The sequence below is a fragment of the Picosynechococcus sp. PCC 73109 genome (genome assembly GCF_001521855.1).
In the GTDB taxonomy this organism is placed as follows: domain Bacteria; phylum Cyanobacteriota; class Cyanobacteriia; order Cyanobacteriales; family MRBY01; genus MRBY01.
In genome coordinates this window covers 2966408-2985929 of the sequence record NZ_CP013998.1, presented here as the reverse complement: position 1 = coordinate 2985929, position 19522 = coordinate 2966408, and the positions used below count along the sequence as shown (strand labels likewise).

The 19522-nt window shown below is 48.6% G+C and carries 17 protein-coding genes; 11 read left to right on the top strand and 6 right to left on the bottom strand.

Features of this window, described 5'->3' with window-relative positions:
- Nucleotides 1-29: 29 nt before the first annotated feature.
- The 3 genes from AWQ23_RS14200 to AWQ23_RS14190 form a co-directional block, all read right to left on the bottom strand.
- Nucleotides 30-659, bottom strand: a complete 630-nt coding sequence (locus AWQ23_RS14200) for a DUF1353 domain-containing protein (RefSeq protein WP_083500731.1) — start codon at nt 657-659, stop codon at nt 30-32.
- Nucleotides 660-756: 97 nt separating this feature from the next.
- On the bottom strand, nt 757-1947 hold the full coding sequence (locus tag AWQ23_RS14195) for an MFS transporter (protein WP_062436360.1): 1191 nt from the start codon (nt 1945-1947) through the stop codon (nt 757-759).
- A gap of 160 nt (nt 1948-2107) precedes the next feature.
- Entirely contained in the window at nt 2108-3541 is a 1434-nt protein-coding gene (locus AWQ23_RS14190) for an MFS transporter (protein WP_012308431.1), read from the bottom strand.
- Nucleotides 3542-3655: 114 nt separating this feature from the next.
- On the opposite strand from AWQ23_RS14190, the gene AWQ23_RS14185 reads away from it, so the two are divergent.
- The 5 genes from AWQ23_RS14185 to AWQ23_RS14165 all read left to right on the top strand — a co-directional run bounded on the left by AWQ23_RS14185 (nt 3656) and on the right by AWQ23_RS14165 (nt 10027).
- A complete protein-coding gene (locus tag AWQ23_RS14185) occupies nt 3656-3898 on the top strand; it encodes a hypothetical protein (RefSeq protein ID WP_083500730.1) in 243 nt (80 codons plus the stop codon).
- Between the two features lie 179 nt (nt 3899-4077).
- Nucleotides 4078-6426 carry a glucosylglycerol hydrolase gene (gene gghA / locus AWQ23_RS14180; protein ID WP_062436359.1) on the top strand — a complete coding sequence of 783 codons (2349 nt, stop codon included), beginning with the start codon at nt 4078-4080 and terminating at the stop codon, nt 6424-6426.
- Nucleotides 6427-6503: 77 nt separating this feature from the next.
- A complete protein-coding gene (gene glpK, locus AWQ23_RS14175; RefSeq protein WP_030007700.1) occupies nt 6504-8012 on the top strand; it encodes a glycerol kinase GlpK in 1509 nt (502 codons plus the stop codon).
- Between the two features lie 112 nt (nt 8013-8124).
- Complete coding sequence (stpA, locus tag AWQ23_RS14170; RefSeq protein WP_062436357.1) at nt 8125-9375, top strand: glucosylglycerol 3-phosphatase; 1251 nt, start codon at nt 8125-8127, stop codon at nt 9373-9375.
- 76 nt (nt 9376-9451) lie between these two features.
- The gene (locus AWQ23_RS14165; protein WP_315862668.1) at nt 9452-10027 is read left to right on the top strand and encodes a Uma2 family endonuclease; all 576 of its coding nucleotides are present in this window, start codon (nt 9452-9454) and stop codon (nt 10025-10027) included.
- A gap of 20 nt (nt 10028-10047) precedes the next feature.
- Here AWQ23_RS14165 and ccmA read toward each other — a convergent pair whose 3' ends face one another.
- Nucleotides 10048-10902: a heme ABC exporter ATP-binding protein CcmA gene (ccmA, locus tag AWQ23_RS14160; RefSeq protein WP_012308426.1), complete on the bottom strand. Its 855-nt coding sequence runs from the start codon at nt 10900-10902 to the stop codon at nt 10048-10050.
- 97 nt (nt 10903-10999) lie between these two features.
- Between ccmA and AWQ23_RS14155 the strand changes: the two genes are divergently transcribed.
- The 6 genes from AWQ23_RS14155 (at nt 11000) to AWQ23_RS14130 (ending at nt 17257) form a co-directional block, all read left to right on the top strand.
- Complete coding sequence (locus AWQ23_RS14155) at nt 11000-11887, top strand: glycerophosphodiester phosphodiesterase (RefSeq protein ID WP_062436353.1); 888 nt, start codon at nt 11000-11002, stop codon at nt 11885-11887.
- A gap of 26 nt (nt 11888-11913) precedes the next feature.
- Nucleotides 11914-12360, top strand: coding sequence for a hypothetical protein (locus tag AWQ23_RS14150; protein WP_062436351.1), 447 nt, complete (start codon nt 11914-11916; stop codon nt 12358-12360).
- Nucleotides 12361-12436: 76 nt separating this feature from the next.
- Complete coding sequence (locus tag AWQ23_RS14145; RefSeq protein ID WP_062436348.1) at nt 12437-14053, top strand: RluA family pseudouridine synthase; 1617 nt, start codon at nt 12437-12439, stop codon at nt 14051-14053.
- A 202-nt stretch (nt 14054-14255) separates the two neighbouring features.
- Nucleotides 14256-15374: a response regulator gene (locus AWQ23_RS14140; protein ID WP_062436346.1), complete on the top strand. Its 1119-nt coding sequence runs from the start codon at nt 14256-14258 to the stop codon at nt 15372-15374.
- 219 nt (nt 15375-15593) lie between these two features.
- A complete protein-coding gene (locus tag AWQ23_RS14135) occupies nt 15594-16262 on the top strand; it encodes a Mo-dependent nitrogenase C-terminal domain-containing protein (RefSeq protein WP_062436344.1) in 669 nt (222 codons plus the stop codon).
- A 92-nt stretch (nt 16263-16354) separates the two neighbouring features.
- Nucleotides 16355-17257: an acyl-CoA desaturase gene (locus AWQ23_RS14130; RefSeq protein ID WP_062436342.1), complete on the top strand. Its 903-nt coding sequence runs from the start codon at nt 16355-16357 to the stop codon at nt 17255-17257.
- Nucleotides 17258-17278: 21 nt separating this feature from the next.
- On the opposite strand, the gene AWQ23_RS14125 is transcribed toward AWQ23_RS14130, so the two are convergent.
- Nucleotides 17279-18217 (bottom strand): GDP-L-fucose synthase, encoded by a 939-nt coding sequence (locus AWQ23_RS14125; RefSeq protein ID WP_062436340.1) that lies wholly within the window; start codon nt 18215-18217, stop codon nt 17279-17281.
- A 30-nt stretch (nt 18218-18247) separates the two neighbouring features.
- Nucleotides 18248-19438, bottom strand: coding sequence for a radical SAM family heme chaperone HemW (gene hemW / locus AWQ23_RS14120; protein WP_062436332.1), 1191 nt, complete (start codon nt 19436-19438; stop codon nt 18248-18250).
- Nucleotides 19439-19522 lie beyond the last annotated feature (84 nt).

The window sequence follows — 19522 nt, the reverse complement described above, 5'->3', positions numbered from 1 at the left end:
TTACAAAGCACGCGATATTGAAATATTTCTTATGGATCTTCCCAAATCTTGGGATCTAATTTTTGCAGTTCATCAATGGAAAGATCCGGGTTCTCTTGACAAAACTCAGCCATTTTCGCCGCAGTCTCTTCATCGACCTGAATCGTGTCCTGTTGTAGCGTACCCTCATCCGTCCAGATCGGGCCGTAATGAAAAACAGCTAAATACAGTAAGTTTGCTTGCCATGGCCCCAAGCCCGCTGCCCGACAGGCATCGCGAAAAACCCAGTGGGTTTCCTCCCAAGAACGCTCTTTACTATCGCAGTAAACATCATGGATAACCGAAGCATCACGATAAGGCCCTGTAGTCGGTGCCCCGACAATCGTCCAGAAAGCCCGTGGGATTGACGCCCCGTCAATAATTGAACCCGCTTTCGCCTGCCAGATACTTTGATCTGAAGCGATATATTCGACCGGTTCCAGTAGCCGAAACTGTCTTGAAGCCTCGGGATCGGTCGCACGAATCCACTCCGTTTTAATGGTGTTGCGAAAGCGGGCAACGGCGCTATTGTACTCAACTGGGACAAACTCCCCACTTGGGCTTCTCAAGCGCAGAATGAAGGCAATGACGGCGATCGCCAAAATGACCATTCCTACTCTTACTTTTAGTTTTTTTCTCATGGCATTTCCAAAATCTCAATTTTGTGTTGAAGAAAGTTAGCTTTGACCCAGAAAAAAAGAAAAGAATTAGGGCAATGATGAGCCAGAACTCCTACGGCTATGGTTTTGGAGTAGCGCTCCCATTTTTCCGATGGGGAATGAGCGCTAGAGTTGCAGCGATCGCCAAACAAACCACCCCAATCAAGCCCTGCAAACGGTTAGCCTCTGTTGGTACCCACTGGGACAAAACCATCCCCGCAAGGCCAGAAATTCCAAAAAAGATGCCGATGCCCAAACCAGCCCAATCCCCCGGAATTGTCTTAAAAATGTAGGGTAAAGTGCCGTTTCTGACGGTCGCCAAGGCCCAGGCCCAGAGCAGAGCAATAACCACATAACCGCCATCCTGGGCGGGCGCCCCCAACAGCAGCAAGAGAATGACGGTCAACCAACCAAAGGCAACACCCAAGAGGGGATATTGCTGCCACCGGAGCGTTAGCCAACCTACAGGAATCGCCAAAATCGCCACCAGCAAATTTAAGCCTTGGCCGACACTGATCCCTAACGTCAGCGGAATTGAACCAAATAAATCGAGCCACCGCTGTAAAACAATTGCACTACCCCACGTGAGGGCGATCGCCATAAGGATCGTTTGTACAAAACCCAGCCAGGGTAAGGGGCTTGGGGTAGGGGCTTCCTCAATTAGGGGCGCAGCAGGCTTCGGTAGCACCAATCCTAAACACAAAGAGGCGATTAACAACGTCACTGATCCCGCGAGGAAAGCCGGTAAAGCTCCCACCGCTAACAATCCATTTTGAATACTCGGTTTCAGAACGCCCATCACCCCGATCACCATCGTCAGCACAGAGATGGCGAGGGGCAACTCGGCGCGGCTGGGGGTACTTTTGAGCAGTAGCACGTAAATCGGGGTACGAAACATCGTCATCGCCAAGGCCCAAGCAATGGCAACTGCGGGCAACACCCACCGCAATGGCAATTGAAACACTCCCAAGATCGGCAAGCCAATAAAAATAGCCGCCGCTAAAATCACCCCCAAACTGATTAAAGGTAGCCGACTCCCTAAAAAACGCTGTTGGCGATCGCTCAAGGCCCCAAATACCGGTTCCATCACCACCGCCAGTAAAACCTCTACCGTCAACAGTTGCGCCGTAAAATCCTCTGAGAATCCCCACCCGCCCAACAACGTACCGAGATAGGCACGATAGGCAATCCACATTAAAGAGATCGCTGCCTGGATTGCGGCGATCGCCATTACCCGTCGCCAAAGAATATTGTTCTGTTTGGTTGCCATAAACTTGTTCTATGCCGCCACAATTTTTTTCACCATAGCGAAGAACGTTTAGGCCGCTATAAAAGCCTTACATCTTGCAATCTTGCGATAAAAAACTAAGCTATCCCAACCAATCTAGAGAACAAAAAATCAAGTATTTATTTACAGGATCAATCCTGTTTTATTTGGCTGGACTGGATAGGCGATCGCCCGCTTGGAGTTTGCGGCGGATCTCAGCGTGAAACCCTTGGGTAATCGGATAAAAATAAGCCAGGATCAATCCCCCAATTAGCAACACCGTCCCCAAAGGGCCAATTACCAACCGAATCACCCAGAGGGCAGAATCAGGCTGTACCGCCGGGGGACTCCCCGGAACCCGCTCAATGTAACCCGCCCAATCGAGGGCCTTGCCGACAATGTAAATCCCAAAGGCAATGCCGAGCTTTTGGAGCATCACCATAAATGCATAGAAAACCCCTTCCCGTCGCTGCCCGGTGCGCAGTTCATCGAGTTCGATCACATCCGGCAACATCGACCAGGGAATCAAATAGGCCGTTGAAACTCCCAGGCCCGCCATAAATCCCAACAAAAACAGCCATTTTTCTTGACCCGGTTGCAGGAAAAATAACCCTGCCTGGGCGACAATCCAGAACCCCATGCCTAGAGCATAAACGGTGCGTTTACCCCAACGGCGACTGAGGCGACTCCAGACAAATAACATCAGTAGGGCCGTTCCCTGCACCACTAGGGCAAACTGGGTAAAGACAAAATCCGAAAGCCCCAGCCAACTCACCACAAAGTATTGCATCACCACCGCCGTAAGTTGCGCCCCCAGCCAGGAACAGAGATAAATGCCCATCACCAGCAGAAACGGGCGATTATTAAAAACAATCTGTAGTTGCTGCACCAAGGATAAACGGGGTTGGTGGCGCTGTTGGTGCTGTTGGCGATACTGCTCCATGAACTGCACCCGCTGCCACGTACCACGCACACACCAATACATACTGCCAAGGGCGATCGCCGCTGTGATTACCGCCAGCACAAGATAACGCTGGGACACCACCGGCACCACCCGAAAAACTCCCTGGGCCAGGGCCAACGCCAAAATACTGCTTCCAATGGCAAAGGTAAACCGAAAACTATTGAGTTGGGTGCGCTCATTATAATCAGACGTCAACTCTGGGGTGAGGGCGACGTAGGGTAAGAAAATCACCGTGTAGGCCGTATTGAAAATCAGCGCCAAGGTAATGTAGTAGATCAACAACCACTGGGTATTGGTCGTCGGAATTCCCCACATAGCCACAAAGCACAACGCAAACGGAACCACCCCAAAGATCATCCAGGGAAAACGCCGGCCCCAGCGAGAAGTAGTGTGATCACTCAACCAGCCCACAACAGGATCACTAATGGCATCCATTACCTTGCCCACCATCAGAATTAAGGCACTTTTATCCGGTGGTAAACCCGCCACATCCGTAAAGAAAAATAAGACAAAAAAGACCAGGATATTCCCAGTCATAGAAACACCAACGGTGCCTGCGCCATAGGCCAATTGGGTACTCAGTTTGAGGGGAGCAAGGGCCTGATGGGGCGGATTAGAAGACGGATTGGACATTAACAAGTTCACGCAACAGTCTAAAAACTAACACTATTTGCCCAGAGCCGATGCCCTTGATGGTGTTTTAGCCACTTTACTGAGCAGTGTAAAATGAGATTATCCTAAGCAATAATGCCCATGCCTGAAAGTGGAACCAGTGAAAAACTAGACCGAATTGAAGCTACTTTGGAAAAATTGGGTTCTGAAATCAGTTCCCTTGGCGATAAGGTCGGCAAGTTAGATGGTGATGTGCGGATTATTAATGACCGCGTCGATACATACCAAAAAGCCTCTACCCAAGTCGTTAACCTTGCTTTTAGCCTGATTGTGGCGGCAACATTGGCGATTATTATTCCGATCATCTTTGGCAGATAATCCAAGGCGATCGCCACAGTCAAAAAAATTTTCTATCCCATAATTGGGAACACTGCATCGATCAACTTTATTGTGACAAACTAGCTTTGGAATTTTTTGTCACTAAGGTCGACATAGTAAAATGGCGACTGTAGCAAGCACGGGTAAATTGTCAATTACAGTTTTGCCCTCAGGTTCGCGTGAATATTTCACCCCCCATTCAACTTGTCGAAGCCCCCACCCAAGCTTTATTGACCTGGGCCAAGGCGATCGCCACGGGCACCCCAGACCCATTTCAGCGGGGGCAACAACTGAGTCAGAAATTGGGCGCAACCTATGGCAGTGATGGCCTGACCCAAGTGGGATTTTGGATTCCGGAGGTGGGCGATCGCCCCGTTTACCTCGAAATTTTTACGCCCATGGAGGCAATCGATTTTCGCCTTGCCGATCAAGTCATTCCGTTCCGTCGGGAGGTGCTAGAACTGCCGCGCCAAGGGGAATTTGCCTGGGCCGTTGTGGCGGGTCTCAAAGCTGGCACCCGTACCCAAGCGGGATCGTTTTACTGGTTGCGCAGTGGTGAACAGATTATCCGCGATGTCTTTGCCCACTCCCTCCCCTACGGTGTGTTTGCGCCAGCCGAGCTGTACGACATGGCCCAACTGGAGCGAGACAGGGCCGACCGCGACTATTTTCACCAGGAAACTTGGGTCACACCGCCCCGCAATATTTTGCAAATCCATGTCGGTACTGCTTCCCCCACGGGCACCCTAGCTGGACTCACACGCATTTACCGTGACCTCGCCCGCAAATTGGCCAATAGCCAACCCCTCACCGCCGCTGAAAAAAACTATGTGGGCTTTGATGCAATTGAACTTTTACCCATTGAACCCACGGTGGAATTTCGCCCCGCCGAAAATGAAACGATTCATGCTTTTTGGCAAATTCGGGCGATCGCCAACCAAGAAGTGCAAGTCCACCTGAAAAAACCAGACACCCAAAATTGGGGCTATGACGATCTGATTTTAGGGGCCGCGGCCACCAGTCCCGCCCTCCTCAGTACCCTCAGACCCGCCGAAGTTGTGGATTTTATTGCCACGCTCCACACCGCCTTTGCCCGCCCGATCCAGATTATTTTCGACTTGGTTTACGGGCATATCCATCACCAAGCCCTGGGATTAATTAATGCGCAATTTTTCCGGGGCGCAAATATGTATGGCCATGATACAAACCAGCAAAATCCGATGGTGCGGGCTGTCCTCCTGGAGTTACAACGGCGGAAAATTAATTTAGGCGCTGATGGGATTCGGGTCGATGGGGGTCAAGATTTTCAGGTGTCTGATGCCATTTCCGGCCAACTAGACTATGACAATGATTTCCTGCTGAAGATGGCTGCGGTACCCCAAACCGTTGGGACAGCGACCCGCGAGCTGTACACCATTTATGAAGATGGTCGTCCCTGGCCCAATGTCGGCTGGGAAGATATGGCCACCCATTTGGATTTGATTTACCTAAAGCCCGATTGTTTTCAGTGGAGTCCGTTGATCTTCGAGCATAATACGCCCACGTTACAGGGATTTTGGCAACGGGAATGGCGGGATGTATGCAAAATTATGGCCCATGGCGATCGCTGGGTGACCGGTTGCGCCAACCACGACACGGTACGCAAGGGCAACCACATTAATACCGCCGCAATTCGCATTAATGAATATTTAGGGGATTCTTTGCCGGAAATTTTACAGAATGCCTACGATAACCCAGCAACCCAATTGTGGATCCACGGCTTTAGTCCAGGAATTCCGATGGATTTTTTAAATGCATTGATGCATACTCCCTGGGGCTTTTTTCGGAATACAGATGATCAATATGCCGTCAAAATTATGGCGGACGAAATTGGCTTTCTCTATTGGCAAATTACGCCGGAAATTTACCGACAATCCTGGGCATTTCGGCGGTTTAAAACCATGGGCTTTTATGATCTCTCGTTAATGCGGCAGTTCTTTAAGGCAGTGGAACAGGCCATTGAAGCGATTGGCTATGATCTACCAAAGCTGGCGATTTTTCTGCAAACCGAATTAGAACCACAATTTGATTTTGTAAAGCCGATTACCATTGCCAACCTGAAGGAAATAGCGATCGCCTTTATGGAGGATGGCCACGAGGCTTGTCGGGTCTCCCATTATTGTGGAGCGGTGCCGGATGAGCGGGCAAGCTTTAATTTACGTTTGCGGCAATATCGCCAGGCCCAGCCTTGGCTGCGAAATCATCTCGATCCGACAGGGGGCGATCACCTACACCATTGGTCGGATCACCAACGCACCATTTTCTACGGGAGGCGCACCAATCCCGACACCCAACAGCGGCTTGTGTTAGTGGCGCACATGGCCGGGGCTCCGAAGACCGTTGAGATTGGTAAATGGCTCGCCCTGGATTTGGATCGTTGGCAGGTGGCGATCGCCACACCGACTTTGAAGATCAACACCATCTATGACTTAGCCCAAATTCACCTGCATAATGGCGAAGGTTTTCTGTTATCTGAAATCCCTCCCTAAATGATGTCTTCCGAGCAGAAAAACACACTTTTTAAACCTCATTTAACCCATTTAAAAAACTTTATTTAATAATGACCATGGCCCATCAAAAATACATTCTTGCGTTAGACCTCGGCACCACTGGTAATCGTGCCCTTTTGTTTAACCACAAAGGCGATATTGTTGCCCAAGCCTACAAAGAATTAACCCAATATTATCCTCAGCCCGGTTGGGTCGAACATGACGCGACGGAAATTTGGAATGATACCAAAGCCGTGATGCAACAGGTCGTCAACAATAGCAGCATTGAAACCCAGGATATCGCGGCGATCGGCCTGACGGTGCAGCGGGAAACCTGTGTCCTCTGGGATAAAACCACTGGCAAACCACTTCATAAAGCAATTGTCTGGCAGGATCGACGGACGGCTCCCCTCTGTCAAACCCTCAGTGCAGCAGGCAAAGCGGCAGAAATTTACGATAAAACAGGCTTGGTGTTGGATGCTTATTTTTCGGCGACGAAACTGAATTGGTTATTAAGCTGGGCTAAGGAAAATAGTGCCATTAATCCCAATAATGTTCTCGCTGGAACCATTGACACCTGGGCCTTGTGGAACCTCACGGGAGGCAAAGTCCACGCCACAGACCACAGCAACGCCAGCCGGACAATGTTGCTCAATCTCAACCAAAAAGATTGGGATCCGGATTTGTTGGATTTATTCGATATTCCCCGCCAGATGATGCCAACGGTGCAGTCGAGCCTAGGGGAATTTGGCAAAACCGATCCAAGTTTATTGGGGGCGGCAATTCCGATCACCGCCATCTTTGGGGATCAACAGGCGGCCCTCTATGCCCATGGTTGCGATCGCCCCGGCTTATTGAAATGCACCTATGGCACAGGGGCGTTTTTGGTGGCGCACACGGGCGACGAGATTAAACGCTCCAAACATAAGCTCCTAACGACCATCGCCTGCACCCAAGCCCATCATGATGGCACAAATCTCGATATTGGCTATGCCCTCGAAGGGAGTATGTTCACCGCTGGGGCTTGTATCCAATGGTTGCGCGACGGCCTACAAATTATCGAAACGGCGGCGGAAACGAATGATCTCGCCCAAGGGGTGAACGATAACGGCGGCGCTTATTTTGTCCCTGCCCTGAGTGGCCTGGGAGCGCCCCACTGGGATATGAGTGCCAGGGGCGCATTTCTCGGTTTAACGAGAGGCGTCAAAAAAGAACACATGGTGCGGGCTGTCCTAGAGGCGATCGCCTACCAAGCCAAAGAAGTAGTCGAAGCGATTAACCAAGATTCTGGTACCCCGATCCAAGAATTAAAAGTCGATGGCGGCGCGTGCAATAACGACTTTCTGATGCAATTCCAAGCCGATGTATTGGGCATTCCTGTAGAACGTCCCGCTGTCCTCGATGCCACGGCCCAGGGGGCAGCCTTTGCCGCCGGATTAGCCGTCGGTTTTTGGGATGATTACCAAACCCTGGTGCAAAACCGCAAAATTGATTACGTCTTTAAACCCAGTGCCAACGCCTCCCAAGCCCAAGCCCATTTCAAAGTCTGGCAAAAAGCCGTTGAACGAGCGAAAAACTGGGCCTAAACTTCCTCCTTGGGGAGGGCTTCTGCCCACAGCAAGTCCCCCTTCACAAAGAAGATCTAGGGAATGCGAATTCCCCCAACTACTGCACACCCATTGAATTTAAAAAGACTTTATGACTGCTTTACTGCTCCATGACCAACATTATTCCCTTGATCATGAAGCTTTCCTTTCAACCCTCAGCAACACAGAAAATCTACTCATTATTCAGGATCTTGATGGGGTTTGCATGGGGTTAGTCAAAGACCCTTTAACCCGCAAAATAGATCCTGGCTATATTCGTGCCACACGCAAGTTTAAAGACCACTTTTTTGTCCTCACCAACGGTGAACATGAAGGCAGAAGGGGAGTAAATCGCATCGTCGAACGGGCATTTCGCAATGTTGAAGCCAAAGATGAAACAAGCTATTTACCCGGTTTAGCGGCGGGGGGCGTGCAATGGCAGACGGATAACGGTCAAATTTCCCATCCCGGTGTCAGCCAAGCAGAGCTAGATTTTCTTGGGACAGTACCAGATTTGATTGGTCAATGTTTAGGACAATTTTTTACTAAATATGCTGATATTTTTCCTGCTGAGCTTCAACCTGAGCTGATCCATGCGTCGGTTTTAGATAATCTCGTTTCACCAACGGCAAATTTAAATGTCCTGGCCGAATATTTAGGCGATCGCCTTGAGATTTACCAAGACCTCCAGCGCACCATGGAAACCCTGATGAATGATTTGCTTGAAAAAGCTGGCCAACAGGGTTTAGACAATAGTTTTTTCGTGCACTATGCGCCCAATTTAGGCAGAAATAATGTGGGGAAAGAAATTGTTCGCTTTGCCACAGCCAAGGATTCTGGCACCACAGATTTTCAGTTTATGGTGCGTGGTGCCGTCAAAGAAGCGGGGGTTTTAGTGCTGCTGAATTATTACTATGCCCAACGCACGGGCCACTATCCCCTAGGGGAAACCTTTAACGCTCGCCAAGCGCCCCAAAACCACGAGGAACTATTGCAACTGGTGCAAGACAATTTTGATCCGCAATTGATGCCCTTAATTGTTGGCGTCGGCGATACGGTCACAAGTCACACCGAAGGCGATCAAGTTCGACGGGGGGGGAGCGATCGCCTTTTTCTTCAGCTTGTGCAAGACATCGGTAAATGGGCAAAGAGCGGCAATCTCGTCGTGTATATCGATAGCTCCCAGGGGGAATTAAAAAACCGGATTCCTTTAAAACTGGGGACAATCAATGATCAAACCCAAGTGATTGAGGGCATTACCGATCCGGCTGATCCGTTACAAATTAACGTTGCTTTTCCGGGCGGGTTTGAACAATACACCGCCCTTTTTCAGCAGGCCGCCGCAGACCGATCTGGAACATAGTGAGGTTAATTTAAGCCTTAGACAAGCTCACTATAATGGCAGTAGTAGCCCACCGGTGGAAGTTTAGGCAATGGACATGACCCTTCCTTTAGAGTTGAACCTCGAAAATTGCAATTTTAGCGACGAACAATTTTTTCAACTCTGCCAACAAAATAAAAATTTCCGTTTTGAGCGGAATGCCCAAGGAGATTTAGCGATTATGTCCCCCACTGGTGGCGAAACTAGCGAACGTAATGCCAGCCTCACTGCACAATTATGGCTCTGGAATCACCAATGCAAACTGGGTAAAACATTTGATTCTTCTGGGGGATTTATCCTGCCCAATGGGGCGATGCGATCGCCTGATGCTGCCTGGATTCCCTCGGCCCGCTGGGAAGCCCTCGCACCGGAAGTAAAGACGAGGTTTTTACCCCTTTGTCCGGATTTTATTGTGGAGCTATTGTCGCCAACGGATTCCCTAGCCCGCACCCAAGCAAAATTACAGGAATTTATCGACAATGGGTCGCGGTTGGGCTGGCTAATTAACCGTCAAACGCGGCAGGTTGAGGTGTATCGCAGCGGTCAACCCGTAGAAATTCTTGAGCAACCTGAGTTTCTCGATGGTGAAACTGTCTTACCGGATTTTCAATTGGATTTGAGCACCATTTGGTAAGCGTTTACTTCGTTCAAAACTTAGTCCAACTGCCGCCCGGTGAGTTCGACGAAAATATCTTCGAGGTTGGATTCCCGCACCATCATGCTGGTTTTATCGGGCAAGTTGTCGAGATAATGTTCTGCCTCTTGGAGGGTCGGGAAAAATTTGTATTCCCAGCGATCGCCTTTTTGTTTGACGACTAAACCTTTGCCATGTTTTGCCTGGAGTTCCTCGAAAGTGCCCTCGTCGATCAGGCGACCCGCTTCCATAATGCCAATGCGATCGCAGAGGGTGGCGGCTTCCTCCATGTAGTGGGTGGTGAGGAGAATCGTCATGCCATTTTTGTTGAGGTCACGAATGATTTCCCAGAGACGACGGCGGGTTTGGGGATCGAGGCCAACGGTGGGTTCATCGAGAAAGAGAATTTTGGGTTCATGCAACAGAGCACGGGCGATCTGGACACGGCGTTTCATCCCCCCCGATAGGGTTTTGACCAGAGCATCGCGGCGATCGCTCAGTTCTACATACTCCAGAGACTGACGAATTAACCGTTGCCGACGAGGGTTGGGGATATGGTGCAGGCGGCCATGGAACTCTAGATTTTCCCAAACAGTGAGATCCACATCCACACTCATCTGTTGCAACACCACGCCGATATTGCGTTTGGCATGGGCGCGATTTTGCATCACATCTTCCCCGGCGATGGAAATTTTGCCGCTTGTGGGTTCGGTGAGGGTGATCAACATCCGAATCGTGGTGGATTTCCCCGCCCCGTTTGGCCCCAACAGACCGTACATTTCCCCGGCTTGAATCGCAAAGGAAAGCTCATTCACCACCGGGACTTTACTAAAAACCTTGGTGACTTTATCGAGGGAAACCGCCGCAGATGTCATGGAATTTGTAACTGTTTGTAAAGTTTACTGTCCCCATTATGCCCTGTCGCGCTGTTACTTTTTACCGTGGGAGAAGTGATTAGAGGATTTTTCCGCGATGCAATCGAGATTTTTTCAGCCGTCCGCACATCCCCTAATCTTCGGCCATCGGGGGGTTGTAACCGATCACCAAGAAAATACCATGGCGGGTTTCCAAAAGGCGATCGCCTTGGGTTTAGACGGCGTTGAGCTCGATACTTTCCTCACAAAGGATGGCAAATTGGTAGTTTTCCATGACCTCTATACCAAACGGCTGACGGGGGTCACGGGGAAAATTACTGAAATGACCTGGCCAGAGATCCAAACCCTGCGCATTAAAGATTCCCTCAAAATCGGCAAACAAACCTACACCTATCCCCAACCCGAAAAAATTCCTCTCCTTGAAGATGTGTTGAGCGAACTGCGGGGCAAATTGTTAATCAATATCGAGATGAAAGCCCCCCGCCTCAACCTCCAGCAACGGAAAACGGGCATTGCCGTCGCCCAATTGATCGAAAAAATGGAGCTGCAACAGGAAGCATTTGTTACCTCCTTTAGTATTTGGGCTTTGATCTGGCTGAAGCTCACCCATCACCCCATTGAAACAGGTATTCTCTACTCGCCTTTGGTGATCAAAAATTTCTTCATTCGCAAATTTACTGAAAGTCACATTTTAGAAAAAATCCTCGATGCCAGCTTAGTCAGTCTCAACGTTAATTTGTTTAAAAAACAAACCATTCAGCGACTCCATCAACACCAATTAGCCGTCGGCGCTTGGACGATCTTTTCACCACCCCATAAAAGTCAAAACCCGAAAAAATTGGCCCAAGAATTAGCTCAGATTGATCGCCTTGTAGAACAAAATATTGATTATTTCATTACTGATCATCCCCGTCACCTCCAGCAGCATCTCCAGCAGCAACCGCAACCAATGGCTCAGCTCCTAGACGGCGGCGAAGTATTCTAAAGACGCAACCAAGACCAAAGCAACCGATGACTTTTCGCCCTTTTACTCAGTTAATTCTCAAGACACATCTTCAACCAGCAGCAGTACGACAAAGATTAGCTGATGCCATTCAAAATCAGATTGTTCGAGGTACCGTCAGCCAAAACACATTTGAAATTCGACGTGTGATCCATTACACAAATTCTTTTCTGCCGATCATGAAAGGTAAAATCAAGTCCACAGGGGAAGGAAGCATTATTAAAGTGACAATGGCCCCGCATATTTTAATAATCTGCTTCATGGTTAGCTGGCTGGGTTTTGCTTCTGGATTGTTAGCGATCGCCGCTTTTCATTTACTAGAATTATCTATTGTTCTAATCGGTTTCATTCCCGTGGGGATGCTTATTTTCGGCTATATTTTTGTCACGGCAGCATTCAAGTTTGAGGCACGCCAATCAATATTATGTTTGCGCCAACTATTGGCAATCGCATAGGTCACCAGCGGACAAACGGTGTGCTCACGCCTAAAATAAAGGGCTTACGTTTACAAAAGATGAGCGTCGTATTGTCATGACTTCGCCCCGATTCCCCTATCAACCACAATTGGAACCCGATGTTGTTACTGCTTGGTATGAGGGGGTTTGTCCGGCCACTAAACAACTTTGTCGTCTCCCCCGCACCAAAAATGCTGAGGCGATCGCCCGTGAATTAATGGCGGAACTAAGGGAAAATCCGGATTTCAATTGGGAAGGGAAAATGTACGGGGTATTGCTAGCAGAAATGGCCACCGGGCAACGGGTATTTCTCAAGGCATTTTCGGGACTGCTTAAAGGCGAAAAAGTCCTTCCCGGTTGGGTGCCACCGATGGATGGGGGCGATCGCCTGATTTTAGAAGAGCAAGAAATTCTCGCCCAGTTACGGCAGATCCGCCGGGAAATCCAACGCCTAGAAACCCTACCAGAACGAAAAACTTACCAAACGTTGCAGCAACAATGGCAAACAAAAATCGCGCAGTTTAATCAAGAACGTCGTCAGAAAAAACAGGTACGCCGCCAAAAACGCGAGGTTTACCAGACTCATTTAACGGGAGCCGAATTAGCGCAAGCGATCGCCGTCCTTGAAGAAGAAAGTCGCCAGGAAAGCAACCACAAACGCGATCTCAAACAGGCCAGGGATCAAGAGATTAATCCTCTCACGGTGATTATTGACCAAGCTGATCAAGACTTACAAAGCCTCCGCCAACGCCGCAAAACCCTGTCTCGCACCCTCCAAAAACGGATGCACCAGGTCTATCACCTCAAAAATTTTCAAGGAGAATCAAAGGCGATCGCCGATTTATTTCCCACTGGTTTACCCACCGGCACCGGCGATTGTTGTGCGCCCAAACTCCTCAACTATACTGCGAAACAGAACCTTAAACCCTTGGCCATGGCCGAGTTTTGGTGGGGTAAAAACAGCCCTGACAAACAAGTAGGCGAATTCTATTTAGCTTGTGAAGAGCGCTGCCAACCGATCCTCGGCTTTTTGCTTTCGGGCTTGGGGGGAAAGTCGTTTCAAGATATTTTGACGACCCCAGAAATTCCCCTAGAAATCATCTACGAAGACCACAGCCTTATTGCCATCCATAAACCCGCTGGTCTCCCCTCGATTCCAGGGCGCAGTAGCCAGACCTATGACAGTGCATTTTCCCGATTGCGCCGCGATTATCAGGATATTTTCCTTGTCCATCGCCTCGACCAAGATACATCCGGAATTCTTTTATTTGCCAAAAATGCCGAAACCCAACAGGATCTGCAAACTCAGTTTCGCCGCCGCAAAATTCATAAGGAATACGAAGCCCTCCTAGAGGAAAAAATTCAGCGTCCAGAAGGAATGATTATCCTTCCCCTCTGGGCAGACCCTGGCGATCGCCCCCGGCAAAAAGTAGATGCGCAACGGGGCAAACCCAGCGAAACCTATTTCGTTAAATTAGATTCCCATCGCCTCAAACTCAAGCCAATTACAGGCCGCACCCACCAACTCCGGGTTCATTGCGCCCACCCCGACGGGCTAAACAATCCGATCCTTGGCGATCGCCTCTATGGCAACCGGGCCGCCCCCCGTCTACATCTCCAGGCCACAGCCTTAACTTTTATGCACCCCGAAACCAAAAACCCACACACAATCCAGAGCGCCCCAGAATTTTAACGTTTGTATCATCAGAATAAGCATCATGAAAGCCGGATGGCATACTTTTTGAACTCTTTACATTTTTCTAAAAAAATTAATGGAATAATAAAAGAAAACTAGAGTTTAAGCCAAACCAATGTTTTAACGCGCGTAATTCTCATCATTTCAATGCCATCCTGTCAGGGGTAATTCCAAAGCCAATGTGGTGAACTTAAGCATTATGATTCAAGATTCTTATCTGCAGCACCGAGGCGATATTTTAATTGTTGATGATGTTCCTGAAAACCTACAACTTCTTTCAGAAATTTTGGTTGAAAAGGGCCACGAAGTGCGACAGGTGATCAATGGCAAACAAGCCCTCAAAGCAGTGGCAGCGGATCCCCCTGATTTGATCCTGCTGGATATTAAAATGCCCATCTTAGATGGTTATGGCGTTTGCCAACGACTAAAGGCTAATCCAGACACCGCCAAAATTCCCATTATTTTCATCAGTGCTTTAAATGATGTTTTCGATAAGGTGAAGGCTTTTTCCTTAGGGGGCGTTGACTATATCAATAAGCCCTTTGACATGTATGAGGTGCTTGTGCGCGTTGAAAATCAACTTAAGATTTTGCGTAATGCCCAGGAGCTTGAAGAAAAAAATAACCAGTTAGCCCAGATCAACCAAGATCTAAAATCCTTTAACTATATGGTTTCCCATGATTTACGGCGGCCATTAACGAAATTGTTAGGGTTTTGTGACTTGCTCTTAGGTGATGTTGATACCTTTGACGAAGAGACCTTAGAGACGTTAGAGATTATTGCGAATTCTGCTAAGGAAATGAATCATATCATTTCTGACTTGATGCGCCTTGCAGAAATTAAAGAAAAGCAATTAACCCTTGAGAGGATTAATTTAAGTGAAATTGCCATAGAAATTATTCAGGATCTCCAAGGTGAAACCCCTGATCGAGCCATAGAAATTAAAATCGAACCGGATGTAATTATCCTAGGCGATCGCCCGCTCCTTAAGATGGCCTTTGAAAACCTATTTGAAAATGCCTGGAAATACACTAGCAAGGTCAAAAATCCTCAAATAAAATTTTATAAAATCGATTCTCAAACTTACTGCCTAGAAGATAATGGTGTTGGTTTTACTGCAGAACATTTAGAAGAGATTTTTTTGCCATTTAAGCGACTCCACAGCCAATCTGAATTTGAAGGAACAGGAGTTGGCTTAGCAATTGTTAGGCGTATTATCGAAGTGCACCGGGGACAAATCTGGGCCGAAACACGGGGTAATCAAGGGGCTAAATTTTGTTTTACTTTTGGTTTTGATCTACCTCCAACAAATACTTAGAAAATATTCTGTGAATCACAAAACAGTGTTTAGAAAATTAGCTTATTAAAAATCAATAAATAACGTCGATTTTACCTCATTAATTTACTTAAAGCAGCCCGAAGAATTGATAATTAGATCTTAATCTTGTTGGGCCATGGATTAATTTCACCGTATTTTCTATGGCTTCTTGATTTCTTGCCTACAATGGGGAAAGAGTTACAAATTTTTGAAACAGCTATGAGTTCTGCGAGCACAACTGTCTACAGCGATCGCCAAATCACGGCTTGGTTACGGGGATTACTGACCATTGCCTGGGCCGACGGTCATTTTGATGCCGAAGAGCAAGAGCTCATTACGCGACTGACCCAGGACGAACTCGCCCCCCACAGTAGCCTAGGGGACTTAGAACCGATTACGGGTCAAGAGTTGGCGGCTGACCTCGGAGAAGATCTCAATACCCGCGAAAATTTTCTCCGGACAGCGGTGATGATGGCGATCGCCGATGGGGTCTATTCCATCGTTGAAGCCGATCAAATCAAAGCCTTTGGGAAAGCCCTTGGGGTAGATCTCAGCGCCCTCCATAACCTTGAAAAAACCCTCTACGACCCCGAAACTGTCACCACCGAAACCCCCCAACCAGAAGTTCACCTTGATGCCCTTAAACCAATCCGCAACTGGCTCGATGGCATGGACATTGACGATCCTCGCGTGGCCCGCTTCATCTGTAAAATGGTGCCACCCCAATGCCCCTTTGAGCGGGATGTCAAGCTATTTGGCAAAAAAATTGTCCATATTCCGCCAATGTGCAAACTCAATCCCCTCTATGAACAATTGGTCGGCCTCCGCTTCCGTTCCTTATCTTATTTAGCCGATGACTGTGACGAAGACATTTCCGAATTTATTTGACCCGACCGCAAGGGATTCGGGACTCACGAGTTGTAAAGTTATGTAAAAACGCGGTTTCATAGAAGATATTCTCAACTCGTTAGGAAAGCATTTTGACGCATTACAGCAACGTTCTTGACCCGATTCCCTCTACACCACCACAACCTAATCCCCGTCCCCGCAACTATTCTCGACTAACGCTCCTCAGCTATGCCACTGGCCCAGTTTGGATTATCCTTTGTCATCTCGGCATAGCGATCGCCTTTTTTACAGGTCTCAGTTGGGGAGCTGTCCTTTGGATTATTTTTTGGTACTGGCTGAGAATGCTCGGCACCACTGCCATCTACCACCGTCTCCTGACCCACAAAGCCTACCAAGCTTCCCCCTGGGTGAAATGGATCGGCAGTTTTATTACCGCCTCGGCGGGGCAAATGGGGCCGAGTTGGTGGAAAGCCCACCACAAAGATCACCATCGGTTTAGCGACCATCCCGGTGATCCCCACAGCTCCAAAGAGGGGTTTTGGTGGGCCCATTACCGCTGGCTCATTTCTCCCAATACCTTCCCGAAAAAATTGCCCGCTGACATTGAGCGAGATCCAATCCTGAAACTGATTGATCGCTTCCATTTTGTGCCCCTCATTGCCCTAGGCGCATTGTCCTATGGGGTCGGCGGCCTGGAATATCTGGCCGCATTTTTTATCAGCACCACCCTCCTGTTCCATGGTGTCGCTTTCGTGAATTCTGTCTGTCACAAATGGGGCGATCGCCCTTTCCAAACCACCGATCACAGCCGTAATAATAGTTGGGTTGCCGTCCTTGCCCTTGGGGAAGGTTGGCACAATCTGCACCATGCCTTTGGTTGGTCGGTACGCCACGGAATCACAATTCAAAAAGGTAAGGTGAAATACCTACCGGACTTTACCTATTCTTTTATTTGTCTCCTGGAGCGTATGGGATTAGCCAGTAAGCTAAAACAACCCACCGTTACCGATCTACAAAACGCGGCCAATCCCTAGATTTTCTCCAAAGGGAAATATCTATTCCGGGTTCTGGCAATACCAATCAATAGTCTCCTGTAAACCCTGCCGTAAACCAATCGCCGCCTCGAAACCAAATTTTTCCTTGGCTTTCTGGGTATCTAGGCAACGGCGGGGTTGTCCATTGGGTTTATCCGCTTCCCAGATAATCTCTCCGTCAAAGGCCATTAGTTCACAAATTAGCTCGACCAAATCCTTAATAGAAATTTCTGTATTGGTTCCTAGATTGATGGGGGCTGCCTCATTATATTTTTGCGTTGCTAAAACGATGCCCTGGGCCGCATCCGTTGCGTGGAGAAATTCCCGTGTTGGGCTGCCATCTCCCCAAACCTTGAGCTGTTTAACACCATCCCGTTGCGCTTCGTAGACTTTACGGATTAAAGCGGGGATCACGTGGGAACTTTCCGGCTTGAAGTTATCCCCAAGGCCGTAGAGATTAACTGGTAGTAAATAAATGCCATTGAAACCATATTGCAGACGGTAGGCTTCTAGTTGCACGAGGAGCGCTTTTTTGGCGATGCCATAGGGGGCATTGGTTTCTTCGGGATAGCCTGCCCAAAGATCTTCTTCTTTGAAAGGTACAGGGGTAAATTTCGGGTAAGCGCAAATCGTCCCGACACAGACAAATTTTTCGACCCCCGTTTCGTAGGCACTGTGAATGAGCTGGGTGCCCATCATTAAATTGTCATAAAAAAGTTCAGCGGGTTTCTCCCGGTTGAGGCCAATCCCCCCCACGTGGGCCGCCAGGTGAATGACGATATCCTGACCTTGGACTGCTTGCTGACAGGCTTCGAGACGGCGCAGATCACAACTAGAAGAACGGGGGACGGTAATATTTTCCGGTTGAGCACCTGCTTGGAGCAATTGGTAAATTACCTGTTGGCCGAGGAAGCCAGCGCCGCCAGTGACAAGGATTTTTTTCTGGGAAAGATCAATCATGGGTAGGGAAAGAGAAAGGGAAAGGCGTGATTATTCTACGGGGTTTTCTGGGTCGAGGTGGTGGAAAAGTTCCGCGAGAATGGTGTTGGAGAACAGTAATCCTTCTGGATCGCTTAGGGCAAGACGTGGTGGCGTTGTGGGGGAAAGGAAAGCCCAGCCTTTCTGGAAAGCGGGTTTGAGGATTTCTAGAATCTGATCCACACGACTTTGGCCAAATTCTGTGATCAGTTGGGATAAATCCAAACCTTCCGTTAAACGGAGACCCAACATCAAGGTTTCAAGGAGGCGATCGCCTTTTGTTAAGACCTCCACGTCTAAAACACCGTTATTTTGTTCGTATTGTTCAACCCAGGCGTAATATTCGGCGCGGGTACGGGGCCGGGAGAACCGCTGATTTTGGGTAAAACTGGCGGCCCCCATGCCAAAACCATAGTAAGGGCGATTTTCCCAATACACGCGATTGTGCTGACATTGGTAGCCTGGTTTGGCGTAGTTAGAAATTTCGTAGTGGTCATAGCCTGCTTCGCGGAGGGTTTCACTAGCAAGGCGATACATGGCAGCGGTATTTTCATCGGAAGGAAGGGGGCCTTCCCCGGGTTTATATTGTTTACCAAAGGGAGTTTGAGGTTCGATCACTAGGTCATAGCAGGAAATGTGGTGGGGATTAAGGGCGATCGCCTGTTGGAGGGAAGCCTGCCAATCGTCGAGGGTCTGATCCGGTAATCCGGAGATCAGATCCAAACTCCAGGGGATCTGCGATCGCTCCAGGTGATCACACGCAGTAAATATATTTATTACCCTGTGCGATCGCCCACAGTTTGCCAGCAAATTATCCTGAAAAGCTTGTACCCCAAGGCTTAGGCGAGAAATACCAATATTTTTGTACCGGATCAGTTGTTCTAAAGAAAAAGTGCCTGGGTCGATCTCCAGGGAAATTTCTGCTGACTGGGCAATGCCAAATCGCTGATCAAGGGTTCTTAAAACTTTTTCCAAGAGATCCACTGGAAATAAAGAGGGTGTGCCACCTCCAAAGAACACCGTCTTTAACTCGCCCCCCAGGATCGGTGTTGCGCGGATTTCCCGACAGAGCCACTCCCCGTATTCCTCCATCTGGGTGCGAATCCCCGCAGTTTGTTTTTCCCCCGTCACCGTAATCGGAAAATCACAGTAGAAACAACGGCGTAAACAGAAGGGGAGATGGAGATAGGCACTGGTAACCACGGTAGAACAGTCTCAATGGGGAATAGGAAGCATTTAGCTGGAAAATTGGCGCAGAAATCAACAAATTTTGTTAATTCCCAGAGG